At 58.1% G+C, this 13,114-nt stretch carries 12 protein-coding genes; 1 reads left to right on the top strand and 11 read right to left on the bottom strand.

Features of this window, described 5'->3' with window-relative positions:
* Positions 1-70: 70 nt before the first annotated feature.
* The 10 genes from htpG to I1969_RS06960 form a co-directional block, all read right to left on the bottom strand.
* On the bottom strand, positions 71-2,095 hold the full coding sequence (gene htpG, locus I1969_RS07005; RefSeq protein WP_195234142.1) for a molecular chaperone HtpG: 2,025 nt from the start codon (positions 2,093-2,095) through the stop codon (positions 71-73).
* A gap of 202 nt (positions 2,096-2,297) precedes the next feature.
* Positions 2,298-2,798 carry a GNAT family N-acetyltransferase gene (locus I1969_RS07000; RefSeq protein WP_117786114.1) on the bottom strand — a complete coding sequence of 167 codons (501 nt, stop codon included), beginning with the start codon at positions 2,796-2,798 and terminating at the stop codon, positions 2,298-2,300.
* A gap of 39 nt (positions 2,799-2,837) precedes the next feature.
* A complete protein-coding gene (locus I1969_RS06995) occupies positions 2,838-3,488 on the bottom strand; it encodes a tyrosine-protein phosphatase (protein ID WP_022094060.1) in 651 nt (216 codons plus the stop codon).
* A 17-nt stretch (positions 3,489-3,505) separates the two neighbouring features.
* Complete coding sequence (locus tag I1969_RS06990) at positions 3,506-4,243, bottom strand: CpsD/CapB family tyrosine-protein kinase (protein ID WP_055309657.1); 738 nt, start codon at positions 4,241-4,243, stop codon at positions 3,506-3,508.
* A gap of 2 nt (positions 4,244-4,245) precedes the next feature.
* Positions 4,246-4,902 (bottom strand): YveK family protein, encoded by a 657-nt coding sequence (locus I1969_RS06985; RefSeq protein WP_117786113.1) that lies wholly within the window; start codon positions 4,900-4,902, stop codon positions 4,246-4,248.
* Positions 4,903-5,097: 195 nt separating this feature from the next.
* On the bottom strand, positions 5,098-6,522 hold the full coding sequence (locus I1969_RS06980; RefSeq protein ID WP_271748034.1) for a sensor histidine kinase: 1,425 nt from the start codon (positions 6,520-6,522) through the stop codon (positions 5,098-5,100).
* 3 nt (positions 6,523-6,525) lie between these two features.
* Positions 6,526-7,254, bottom strand: a complete 729-nt coding sequence (locus I1969_RS06975; protein WP_195234140.1) for a response regulator transcription factor — start codon at positions 7,252-7,254, stop codon at positions 6,526-6,528.
* 64 nt (positions 7,255-7,318) lie between these two features.
* Positions 7,319-8,194, bottom strand: a complete 876-nt coding sequence (pstB, locus tag I1969_RS06970; protein ID WP_229028315.1) for a phosphate ABC transporter ATP-binding protein PstB — start codon at positions 8,192-8,194, stop codon at positions 7,319-7,321.
* Between the two features lie 103 nt (positions 8,195-8,297).
* Entirely contained in the window at positions 8,298-9,536 is a 1,239-nt protein-coding gene (locus I1969_RS06965; protein WP_195234138.1) for a sensor histidine kinase, read from the bottom strand.
* A 26-nt stretch (positions 9,537-9,562) separates the two neighbouring features.
* Positions 9,563-10,258 carry a response regulator transcription factor gene (locus I1969_RS06960; RefSeq protein WP_006234805.1) on the bottom strand — a complete coding sequence of 232 codons (696 nt, stop codon included), beginning with the start codon at positions 10,256-10,258 and terminating at the stop codon, positions 9,563-9,565.
* Between the two features lie 197 nt (positions 10,259-10,455).
* Here I1969_RS06960 and I1969_RS06955 point away from each other — a divergent pair, with 197 nt between their 5' ends.
* Positions 10,456-11,796: a D-alanyl-D-alanine carboxypeptidase family protein gene (locus I1969_RS06955; protein WP_195234136.1), complete on the top strand. Its 1,341-nt coding sequence runs from the start codon at positions 10,456-10,458 to the stop codon at positions 11,794-11,796.
* 160 nt (positions 11,797-11,956) lie between these two features.
* Here the strand turns inward: I1969_RS06955 and I1969_RS06950 are convergent, their stop codons facing one another.
* Positions 11,957-12,991 (bottom strand): NINE protein, encoded by a 1,035-nt coding sequence (locus tag I1969_RS06950; protein ID WP_195234134.1) that lies wholly within the window; start codon positions 12,989-12,991, stop codon positions 11,957-11,959.
* Positions 12,992-13,114 lie beyond the last annotated feature (123 nt).

Genomic DNA, 13,114 nt, shown 5'->3' with positions numbered 1-13,114 from the left:
CCGCATTCGAGCCAAAAGTGGGAGATTATCCACTCTCGTTCTAATCTAGTTACGGTGCCGTATCCCCGAACTACATCAAGTTGCAAACAGCCGCCGCGAAGGCTACGGGATCCTCGGGGAGGATGCCCTCGACCAGCAGGGCCTGGTCATAGAGCAAACCGGAGTACTGCTTGATCTTGTCGGCGTCGCCCGCCTTCTGAGCGGCGACGAGCTTGGAAAAGACCGGGTGCTTGGCGTTGAGCTCGAGCACGCGCTGGCTCTTGGGCATACCGTCGGGCGCGCCCTCGGGACCCTTCTGGAGCACCTTCTCCATCTCGAGCGAAAGCGGGCCCTCGGTGGTGATGCACGCGGGAGCATCGGTCAGGCGCGCAGAGACGGCAACCTTCTCGACCTTGTCGCCGAGTGCCTCCTTCATGGCGTTAAAGAGGTCCTCGTTCTCCTTGGTGGCGTCCTCGGCCTCCTTTTTCTCGTCCTCGGTCGCCAGGTCAAGATCACCGGTTGCGACGTTCTTGAGCTCCAGGTGACGATCCTCAACCGCGGGCTCGGCACCATCGGCCACGGCCTTCTCGGCAGCCTCGCGGGCGGCATCGTCCTCGTAGATCTTGGGCATATCGGCGGCAACGTACTCACGCATAGCCTGGAAGGTGAACTCATCCACGTCCTGCGTCAGCAGCAGCACGTCATAGCCGCGGTCGAGCACGCCCTTTACCACGGGCATCTTGGCCAAGCGCTCACGCGAGTCGCCGGCGGCGTAGTAGATGGCCTTCTGATCCTCGGGCATGCCCTTGGCATACTCGGCCAGGGTAATCATCTTCTGTTCCTTGGCAGACCAGAACAGCAACAGATCGGCGAGCTCATCGGCCTTCATGCCATAGCTCGAGTAGATGCCGTACTTAAGACCGCGGCCAAAGTTCTCAAAGAACTTCTCGTAGGCCTCGCGGTCGTTGTCACGCATATCCTCAAGGTCGGCGGTGATCTTCTTTTCCACACGCTTGGCGATGGCCTTGAGCTGACGGTTCTGCTGCAGCGTCTCACGCGAGATGTTGAGCGACACATCGGCGGAATCCACGACGCCGCGGACAAAGTTGTAGTAGTCGGGCAGCAGGTCGTCGCACTTCTCCATGATCAGGACGTTGGAGCTGTAGAGTGCCAGACCCTTCTCGTAATCCTTGCTGTACAGATCGAACGGCGCGCGGCCCGGCACAAACAGCAGGGCATCGTACTCGAGCGTGCCCTCGGCATGGAAGCTGATGGTGCGCGCAGGATCGTCAAAGTCGTGGAACGTGGACTTGTAGAACTCGTCGTAGTCCTTCTGCTCGACATCGGAGCTGCGCTTCTTCCAGATCGGTGTCATGGAATTGACGGTCTCGAGCTCCTGGTAGTCCTCGTACTCGGGCTTGTAATCGTCGCCGGCGTCCTCGGGCTTGGGTTTCTGGCGGCTCTTGGACACCATCATCTGAATCGGGTAGCGCACATAGTTGCTGTACTGCTGAATCAGGCTCTTGAGACCCCACTCGGTCAGGAAGCGATCGTAGGTCTCGGCCTCGCCGTCGGCATCGAGCTTCTCGTTCTCGCGCAGCGTCAGGATGACATCGGTACCGTGCTCGGCGCGCTCACCGTCCTCGATGGTGTAGCCCTCAAGACCGTCGGATTCCCACACATGGGCGACATCCTCGCCATAGGCGCGGCTGACGACCTTCACATGGCTGGCAACCATAAAGGCAGAGTAGAAGCCCACGCCAAACTGGCCGATGATGTCGACATCGGAGCCCTGCTGCTCGGCGTTCTCGGTCTTAAACTCCTCGGAGCCGGAATGGGCGATGGTGCCCAGATTGCGCTCGAGCTCCTCGGCGGTCATGCCAATGCCGTTATCCGAGATGGTAATGGTGCGGGCGTCTTTATCAAAGGAGACGCGAATGGCCAGGTCGCCCTGGTTGATCTTGACGCTCGGATCCTGCAGGCTCTTAAAGTTGAGCTTGTCGACGGCGTCGCTCGCGTTAGAGATAAGCTCGCGCAGGAAGATTTCCTTATTGGTGTAGATGGAGTTGATCATGAGGTCGAGCAGTTTTTTGCTCTCGGTCTTAAATTGACGCATGTGCAGTCCTTTCGCGCTACCCCCGTCCGCAAAAACGGCCCGGTTGCCCGAGCCGCATCGCAGACCTGCTATGTTCAGACTTAGATTTTATAACCCAATAGCGCGCATATATACATACGGAATCGAAAAACTGTATGTCCGAGCGCTCCAATGCGTCAATTGCCAAGGAGTGTCCCCAGCTGCCGGCAGAAAAGGAACGTCCCTATCTGCCATCTACGCGCTTGGCCATCCAGACATGGGGCTGGCCCTCGTCTTCGTAATCTACCGGGGCAATTTGCGTGTAGCCCGCCTTTACATAGAGCGGCAGCACGTATTCCTGCGCATGCAGCTTAATAAGCTTGGCGCCGGCATCGCGTGCACACGAAGCACTGGTCTCCACGATCGCACTCGCCAGTCCGCGACGACGCATAGCCGGCAGCACGGCGACGCGCCCCATAATGTAGGTCTCCCCCGCCGCAACGCCTTCGTCCATGTCGCATGCCGGCAACACCGGGGCCTCTGCGTCAGCCACGCGCTCAAGCTCTTCGGGAAACACGCGCGAGCAACCGGCAAGCTCGCCGTCTACATAGAGCGTCACATGAATGCAGTTTGGATCCTCGTCGATAGCGTCGAACTCATTCTCGTAGCCCTGCTCGTCCATAAAAACGACGCGGCGCACCAACGCCGCGTCATCAAAGCATCCCGTCTTAAGTTGGATATCCATGGCTGCCCTTTCATTCAATGCGAACGTTAGGGACAGATTTTAGCGAAAATGAGCTCCGCGTACGCTAAACTTCGCGCGAGCCTTCGCCAGGCAGTCGTAATGACCCACGTTATGGGCATCGCTCGCGATGAAGCTGTACAGGTTCTGATCGAACAGGCGCTGTGCCGGCTTTTTCTCGCGACCAAAGCGACCGCCGGCAATAAAGTCCGCCGAAGCCTGCAGCTTGCAGCCCATATCGACCAGACGCTCCGCCACGCTTACATCCTTTTGAACCGCACGATAGCGCTCAGGATGAGCGATGATCACCTGGTAGCCACGGCACTGCAAATCGTAAATCGTGTTCTCGTACTCTCTAAACGCATACGCATCGGCATGCGTCGAAAGTTCGAGCAGAAACTCGTTGGTCCCATCGAAATGCAAGTGCTCCGCGGCATCGATACCAAGCTCAACGAGCTTTCGATGGTTGACCTCGAAGCCCATCTGGAGCGGAAAACCGTCAGCGTTATCACGCAGCAGCTCAAAGGCATCCCACATCTTGTCGTAATCAAAATAGGGATCACGGCAGTGAGGAGTGCAAACGATTCTGGTTACACCGGCCCGCTTGGCAGCCTCGAGCATCGCCAAGCTCTCATCGAGATCGGCGGCGCCGTCGTCTACACCCGGCAAGATATGGCAATGAATGTCACGCATAGGTCAGCCTTAATCAACTAAACGTTTGCTCGGTTGGTGAAGATGCCCTTTTTGGAAGTCCCCTGATCGTCGGAGCCCTTCTTAACCTTCTTACCGTCCTTGGTGTAGTAGGAGTAGTAGTACTCGCTGGTCTCGGTCTCGCAGTAGTTCATAACGGTACCGATGAGCTTGACCTTCTCGGACTTCTTAAGCTGACCGATGGCGTTGAGCGCCTCCTCGCGCTTGGTGAAGTCCTCGCGCACCACGAACAGCGTGCCGTCGGTCAGGCTGGCAATCTCGGCAGCATCGATGAAGGTGCCGACCGGGGGAGCGTCGAAGATGACGTACTGGAACTTAGCAGACAGTGCCTTTACCAGCTTGGCAAAGCGGTGAGAGACGATGATGTCGGCAGGATTGGGAATATGCGGCTCGGCATCAAGGAAGTAGAAGTTCTTCTGACCCGTCTCGACAATTGCCTGGTCAATGGAGATCTGCTCGGAAAGAACCGCATAGAGTCCGCCGCGCGAACGAACGCCGAGCATATCGGAAAGGGACCTGCGGCGCATATCGGCCTCAACCAGGAGCACGGACTTGCCACTCGTGGCAATTGCCTGAGCAAGGTTAATGGAAACCGTAGACTTGCCCTCGTTGGGAATCGAGGAGGTAACGGTGATGGTGCGAATGGGGTCGTCCACGCTCGCAAAGCGGATGTTGGCCAGAAGGGTCTTGGCGGCATTCTGTACAACGAGCTTATCGGTGTTCTTTGCCTTAGCCATGCCTATTTACCACCTTTCATAGCCGGAATTCGGCCAACAACGGGAATGCCCAGGAGCTCTTCTGCCTCTTCGGCACCGCGGATGCGGGTGTTGAGCATGTCTGCCAAAACGACATAGGCAACTGCGATAAAGATGCCCGCGAGGAACGCGACAGCAACGTACAGCATACGCTTGGGGCCGCTGGGGGCTTCGGGGGTCTTAGCCTCGTCGATAACGTTGATGCTCTGGGCAGCGCCGACGTTCTGAGCGACCGTACTCACCGAGCTAGCTATGGCCTTTGCGACCTTAGCCGTCTCCTTGGCATCGGTGCCGGTAACCGAAAGCGTAATGACACGCGTGGTGGTCTCGGAGGAAACAGACACCTTGTAGTCATCCAGATCGGTGAGGCCCAGTTCATTGGCTGCGCCGCTCTTAACGCTATCGCTATCCAGCAGCGTGGCGATATCGTTGGAAAGCATCTGACTCGCCGAGAGATCGTTGTAGCTCATCTGACCGCTATCGTCGGTCTTGGCGAGAATGTACATGCTCGTCGTCGCGGTATAGGTGTTGTCCATCGCAACGAAGGACACGATGCCCATGGCGATCGCGCAGACCACCGGAAGGGTGATGACCAGCTGAAGGTGCTTCTTCAGCAGCTGGAACAGTTCGAGAAGGGTCATGCAGCTTGCCTTTCATTTCCCCAGTTCGGATTGACAAAACTGTCCGTATGTTATCGCATCTTTTTACCGAGACCAAACTCTATACATAAGAAACAGGCTCTCCTGTAAAAATGTCGGAAGCAATCGTAAAATTGCACAACAACGCCGCACCCGAAAGTCAAATGCGGCGTCTACATCAATATCTATGTTGTATCGCTATGCGAATGGCTCGTCCTGCTGTATGGGAAACGTCACCGTAATGGTGGTTCCCACGCCCAACTCGCTCGACAGATCGAGCGTGGCGTGATGATACAGGGCCGCATGCTTGACAATGGCAAGCCCCAGACCGGTTCCGCCGCGTGCCTTGGACCTGCTCTTGTCCACGCGATAGAACCGCTCAAATACCTTGCCCTGTTCTTCAGGCGCGATACCGATTCCCGTGTCGGCGACCGCAAGGAACGGATGGCCTTCGTCGTTGGTGCCGCACTGCAGCGTAACCGTACCGCCGGGTCGATTGTAGCGGATGGCGTTGCTTGCCAAATTATAGATGAGCTCGTCAATCAAGCGCGACACGCCCTCGATGACCACAGACTTGGTCTCATGACTTATCGTCACATTCGCCTGACGGGCGACCTGTTCAAGACGCTGCTCGACCGCGTAGATGGCACGCGAGAGCTCAATAGGCTCCGTGGACCCAATGGGCACCGCCTCGCCCTCAGCTGCACGCTCGGCCTCGTCCAAGTTAGACAGCGTAAGGATATCGTTGACAAGCGCTGCCAAGCGGCCCGCCTCACGATAGATGCGACCGCCAAAGTTGCGCAGGTCGCCCTCGCCCTCGACCATGCCGTTTGCGATGAGCTCGGCATAGCCCGAAATCGCCGTAAGCGGCGTCTTGAGCTCATGGGTGATATTCGCCGTGAACTCGCGGCGCATACGGTCGTTGTCCGCTAGCACCGCCATTTGGCGCTTGAGTTCCTGGCGCTGCGACTCGATACGCTCAAGCATGGGGACCATCTCGGCATAGGCGTGCTCATAGCTACGGCGTGGGTGGTCCAAATCCACCTCTTGCAACGGCGCGATGATGGCACGGGACTCGCGGCGCGCCATAAAAAACGAGAGTACCGCACCCGCTGCTGCGATAAGCAGCATCGGCGCCACCATCGACAGCAAAATCGCCGCAACGCCAGGCTGGGCCTGCGCCAAGCGGACAACCTGGCCGTTATCAAGGGCGACGGCGCGATACAGCATAATCTCGTCGAGCGTAGAGCTTGCGCGCTCCGCGGAACCCAAACCACTCTCAAAGGCCTCGATGACCTCGGGGCGATCGCCATGGTTGGGCAGTGTGGAAGGCGACGCCTCGTTGTCGTAGGCAACCGATCCATCCTTGTTAATCAGCGTGATGCGCAAGTCCTCGCGATCGAGACTACGCAAGAACGGGATGGGCTCCTGCTGTTCGTCGAGAGCGGCAGCAATGAGCTCGGTTTCCTGCGCCAGATTGGCACTCGTGGCATCCGCCAAGGTGTTTTGCACAAAGAACGCACCCAGCACCGTAAACGCCACGATAACCGCCATGGCGCAGACAAAGATCGTCACAAAAACGCGGTGCGACAGCGTATGTTTTCCCTGGGGGGCGAAGACCACGGGTTACTCCTCCGATGCGGTGGCCGCGGTGTCGTCACCTTCGGCACCATCACCGGCAGAAGGCTCGGCCAAGCGGTAGCCCACGCCGCGCACGGTCTCGATGGCGCTGGCATGCTCGCCCAGTTTTTGGCGAAGCGTCTGCACGTGCACGTCAACGGTGCGCGAACCGCCGTCGAAGTCCCAGCCCCACACGCTCTGCAGCAACGACTCGCGGGTAAAGACCACGCCGGGCTTGCGCATGAGGTACTCGAGCAGGTCGAACTCGCGCAGGGTGAGCTTAAGCGACTCGTCGGCAACAGTCACCTCACGATGGCTGGGCGAGAGCACAATGTCGCCCACGCTGAGCACATCGCTTGCCTGTTTGACCATGCCGCCGCGACGCAGCAGTGCGCGGCAGCGGCTGGCGAGCTCCATGAGCGAAAACGGCTTAGTCAGGTAATCGTCGGCACCGCCATCGAGCGCCATCACCTTGTCGAGCTCGGTATCCTTGGCGGTAAGCATCATGATGGGCACCGTCGCCGTCAGGCGATCGGCACGCAGTCGACGCATAATCGCCAAGCCATCGGTATCGGGCAGCATGATGTCGAGCAGGACGGCATCGGGTACCCGTCGCGCCACGGCAGCCTTAAACTCACCGTCGCACGAAAAGCCTTCGGCCTCAATCCCCTGCTTGCGCAGCGCATAGACCGTCAAATCCCTGATGTTGTCATCGTCCTCGACGTAATAGATCATGTTGAACCCCTTTGCGGCCGGCATGACCGCATCTTAACCCTAAAGGTACCTTTACTAGATGGTATCAGCCAAAACGCCCCGTCAAATAATCCGCCGTGCGCGGATCGGTCGGATTCTTGAAGAGTTGCGCGGTGGGCGCGTGCTCCACCAGCTCACCCAGCAAAAAGAATGCGACCGAATCGGAGATACGCGCCGCCTGCTGCATATTGTGCGTAACGACCACGAGCGTGCAGGTCTCTTTGAGCTCGCAGGCCAGCTGCTCCACCACCAGCGTCGACACAGGGTCGAGTGCCGAGGTCGGCTCGTCCATCAGCAGAATGTCGGGCTGCACGGCAAGTGCGCGGGCGATGCACAGACGCTGCTGCTGGCCGCCCGAAAGACCCAGACCCGACTCTTTGAGCTTGTCCTTGACCTCATCCCACAGGGCGGCACGGCGCAGGGAGTCCTCAACCAGCTCGTCGAGCACGGTGCGGTCTCGCACCCCCATGCCGCGAGGGCCATAGGCGACGTTGTCGTAAATGCTCATGGGAAACGGGTTGGGGCGCTGGAACACCATACCCACGCGCTGGCGCAGGCGGCAGATGTCGCAATCGCCCAGGATATCCTGACCGTCGAGTGCAATCCTGCCCTCGATGCGGCAATCCTTGATGCCATCGTTCATGCGGTTAAAGCAACGCAGCAGCGTTGACTTGCCGCAGCCCGAAGGGCCGATAAACGAGGTGATCTGCTTGTCGCGGATCTTGATATTCACGTCCTTGAGCGCATGATGGTCGCCATAGAACAGGTCGAGGCCCTCGACATCGATGCGCGTCGGCGAGGCGGCAAGATCCTCTGCCGTGGGGCGAGTCGCATCCCCAACCTCGCGCTCGCGCGCGGCCTCGGCCTGCGCTTTCATGAGTTCTTCAAGCTCCGTGGGCTCCACAGCCGCAGCAGCCGTCATACCGCATACCTCCACATCGATATCAATTCAGCAGTATCGATAGTAGGAATCGCGGCTCATATGCACGTGAGCGCATTGTCAAGTGTTTGTAAGGGCACACTGGCTATGCGGCGGGCAGCTCGATGGTGAATATCGTGTGTTCGGGCGTCGATTCACATGCAACGGTACCGCCGTGCGCGCATACGATCTCCTTGGCGATGGCAAGCCCCAGTCCAGCGCCGCCGCGATTGGTCGCACGCGCCGCATCCAGGCGATAGAACTTCTCAAAGATCTCCTTGAGCTTTGCCTCAGGGATGGGATCGCCCTGATTGATAAAGCGCACGCGCACGCCACCGCCGTCCCGGCGTCTGGCCTCGATCGTGATGGTCGAGCCCTCATAGCTATAGGCAACGGCGTTTTTCATGATGTTGTTGAACACGCGAGCCATCTTGTCGCCATCCACGAGCACCGTCAGGTCCTCGCGAATATCAACTTGGGCTTCCTTATGCTGCTCGTTGAGGATGGGATAGAACTCGTCAGCCACCTGAGCCAGCAGCAACCCCAGATCAACATAGCCGCGCGTGAGCACGATATCGTGGAAGTCAAAGCGCGTGATATCGAAGAACTCTTCGATGAGCGCATCGAGCCGGTGCGCTTTGTCGAGAGCCACGCCCGTAAAGTGCGCACGTTGCTCAACCGGCAGCTCGGGAGCCTCTTGCAGCAGCGAAAGATAGCCCACCACACTGGCAAGCGGGGTGCGTAGGTCATGTGCCAAGTACGTGACCAGATCGTCCTTGCGATGAGATTCGTCACGCAAGGCCTGTTGCACCTTGCGCTCACGGTCACGCACGCGGTTAAGGGCGCCCTCGACCTCCAAGAAGTCGCCGTCGATGTTGTCCCAGGTGTCGGGGTGATCGATCAGGCGATCTTGAATACGAGCAGCCAGCACACAATCGGCATGCTGCTCGCCCTGCTCGTAGCCCTGGTAGTACAGGGCGCGGCCGCACAAGAACAGCACGCACGCGGCAAGCGCCAGCACAAAGCCAAGCATGTTGAATACAAAGCCGGCATCGAACAACACCGGCCCTTCGATGCCGCCGAGCGCCATGGCGCCAATCGCCAACGTCATGGCCCACGCGGCGCCGCCAATCACCATGCAGCGGCGCACGATCTCAAATCGATCGATCAGCAAAAAGCCGGCAAGCAGCACCGTCAAGATTCCGGCGATGTTGTCGATGCCAATCAGCAGCAGGCTCAGCAAAAAGAGCAGCACCGTTGCAAGTGCGCGGTTGTCGACGACTGACCTCACGTATTCAAAGAGTCGATCGGGCACCTCGAACGCTTGCCTATCGTCTTTTGTCATATCAAGATCCTCACAAGCGAAAAGCGTTATTCGATGATGTAGCCGACGCCCCAGACGTTTTTGATAAAGCGCGGCTTTTGTGCGTCGTCGCCGATCTTTTCGCGCAAGTGGCGAATGTGCACCATCACCGTATTGTTGGAGCCGGGCATAAAGTCCTCGTTCCATACCGCGCGGAACAGGTCCTCCACGGCCACCACGCTGCCGCGATGCTCGACCAGATACAGCAAGATTGAATACTCGGTGGGTGTGAGGCGTACCGGTGAACCGTCCACCGTTACGGAACGAGCATCGCGGTTGATCTCCAAGCCGTCGAGCTGAATGGTCGGCGACTCAGCCGCCTGTGCACGGCTACCGTAGCTGGTGTAGCGGCGAAGCTGAGCGTGCACGCGCGCGATGAGCTCCAGCGGACGGAACGGCTTAACCACGTAATCGTCCGCGCCAAGCGAAAGGCCCCCGATCTTGTCTTGCTGGGCATCGCGCGCCGTCAGCATGATCACGGGATAGGTATGGCTGGAACGGATCGTACGCAGCAGCTCAAACCCATCGATATCGGGCAGCATGACATCAAGCAGCGCCAGATCGAACTCCTGCTCCAAAATCGCCTTGGCAGCATCGGCCCCGCTATAGGCAATCTGGACATCAAAGCCCTCTTTTGTAAGGTAGATGCCAACCAAGTCGGCGATGGCCTTCTCGTCATCAACTACCAAAATGCGCTCGTTCATGCGTGCTCCTCTCGCGCTCCATTATGCCTGAGGCGACGCACGCCACACACAACAAGCGTGGGTGATTAAGTCGGCCTTAAGCACCCTTGTGCCCGTTCGGGTGCGGATGTGGGCCAAGCGCGCACGCGATGATCGCCGACGCCGGCAAACGATATACTCTAGTTTCAGAAGAGACCATCCCGTCGAAAGCGAAATCTGTGAAGTCCCTCACCTCTTTTGCAAAGCGCTCAGCCCAGCTTGCCGCCGGCTTTGTCTGCGCTATCGCCCTTGCCGCTGGCGCGCCCACCGTCGCCGGCGCCCAAGTGCTCACGACCGACAATGTTTGCGGCAAAACCGCCGATGCGCGCGGCATCACGGCCGAAAACCTGCCCGATATCGATGCGACCAATGCCCTCGTCATGGGCAAAGACGGCACCGTCTACTATGGGCGCGGCGCCGATGAGCAGGTCAAGATTGCCTCGATCACCAAGGTCATGACCGCAATCCTAACCGTCGAGAATTGCAAGATGGACGAGAAGGTCACGGTGAGCAACGCCGCAGCCACTGTGGGTAATTCGACCGCCGGCTTGCTCGAAGGCGACGAGCTTACCGTGGAGCAGGCACTGCGCGGCCTGATGATTCCCTCGGGCAACGACGCCGCCATCGTGCTCGCCGAATATGTGGGCAAGAAAATCGACCCTAAGACCAAAGACGCCGAGGCCACATTTGTGAAGGCCATGAACGAGCGCGCTAAGAAGCTCGGCTGCACCGGTACGCTTTTTGAAAACCCGCATGGTCTGGACTTTGATGAGTGGGCTGGCAATATGCACTCAACCGCACACGACGTAGCGCTGATGATGCAGGAGGCCATGAAAAACGACACGATCCGCGAGGTCGTAGCGAGCGAGGATTCCTGGATCGAAGTCACGGGCGCCGACGGCACCGACCATTCGCATTCCATGGACACGCATAACTATTTGCTGGGCCAAGATGGCAACATCGGCGGCAAGACCGGCACCACCGACGACGCGGGCTATTGCTTTACGAGCGCCTACAACCGCGACGGCGACGAGATCTACACCGTTATTTTGAACTCCACCACCACCGATCAGCGCTTTACCGATACCGCCACCCTTGCCAACTGGTACTACGACCACAAGGTGACGGTCGCAATCGCCAACACGCAAGAAAAGACCGTCAACGGCAACCCGCTTATGGCGCGCATTAGTCAAACCGACTGGACGGATAAGACAATCGACGCCACGCTCGCCGATCCCACGGCGCAAGCGACCGTGTTTTCTCTTGCCGGCGAGGTGACCGAAAAGGTTAGCTACGACGATCTTTCGGGCACGGTGCATGTGGGCGACAAGGTGGGCAGCGTTACACTCAAGCAGGACGGCACCAAGATTGCCGTCGTGGATTTGGTTGCCGACGAGGAAGGCTCGGGGCCGAATCCCATTGAATGGCTCCTTGTGAAGCTCGACCGCCTGGGCCGCCGCATCGACAACCGCCCGCTCACGGCAGAGAGCGAGACCGTAGCCAAGGCGCCCGAGGTGTAGGGCTGAGGGAACATTACATTTGCGATTGGAGAGGCGTCCAACGGGGCGCCTCTTTTTTAATACCTCTTAAACGGAATGCGTCAGAATCACCAAAGCGACATTGCTAGCCGTTTACCTTCGCTATGTCTTTTCGGACCTTGAAAACGGGTCGCCGGGCATGCTAGTAAATCCTTTCGACCTCCTTGGTCAAGGCCCTGAACAGATCCCCGGCTGAGGGGTCTGCCCCAGGACACAGCGATTGCCAGGCACCCGTTTCTCCGATGGTGCCCGCACTCGTCATAACAAGATCGTCGCTCCGCCTGCGAATGGAGACACTAACGGAGCTGCCATTATGGAACCCATGGATATCGACTTTATTTATGCGCCCATCAGCTAGATAGCTGATCATGACATTGATGCTGTCACCATACTCCGGCAATTCGAAGCCGTGGGAATCCATCAATAGCTTCACGTCCTGATGGTAAATGCGGGCCTCGACGACATTCTTGGGCATTTTCCCCGTCTTTGTTGGAGAGCAAAAGCTGATGCTTGGCTCCTCTTCGCTCATGCCTCGGCCAAACCTAAGCATGCACGGGCATACCGACTCAATGGTTCGCAAGGCGTCCGCCGCGACCTTTTCCTCGGTAAACATCTCCACATCGATGCCGTTTTCTTCCATATAGGCACGGTTTTTACGTTGAAGCTCTAGCCGAGCCGCAGCCTCCCCATCTCCACGCTGTTCCCAATTTCCGGAGTCGGCGACATTTCGATCGAATGTAGAATCAGCGGAACATGGCGCTTGCTGTTGAGTCGGATCACTGTCGCCGAGACGCCTTAGCTCGGAGCGTCTCATCAGTAGTGTCACAATATCAAACAGCCAACCAAATCCAAAAAGGCCAAAGGTAAAGAGATATAGAAAGAAGCTACCCCACATCCGTGCATACGCCCTATGAGCGCCCGACCACCCAAGAAGGAAGCATAGCAAAAGCGCCTTGTTTGCCCTGTCAACCGACGTAATCTCTCGAGTGAGAGATTTCTGTTCAGGCTTCGCCAAAGGTGTAATTTCATGCGATGAAACAGTAATTGAGGACGTCCTTGACGCCGAGCTCCGAGCGCCTGATTTAGCAACGGCGCGAGCGACATCCCCAACTCCGACGGTCGTTCTGCTGTATACGGCATTGTAAGCAGCCTTCTTCGGATTTTTGATCCACCCCATGCCCTTCTTACCATAGCCGGGGATTATCGCCCGCTTTACCGCGCGCTGTTAGCGCCGGGCGATTTTAGCCGCTAATAGTCAAACTATTTTGACCAATCCCGGTCACCGAATAATGGCCACCGT

The organism is Collinsella aerofaciens (assembly GCF_015548375.1).
GTDB lineage: Bacteria > Actinomycetota > Coriobacteriia > Coriobacteriales > Coriobacteriaceae > Collinsella > Collinsella aerofaciens_AB.
Note: the sequence above shows the minus strand (reverse complement) of the source record. Positions and strands in the feature narration are given on the sequence as shown.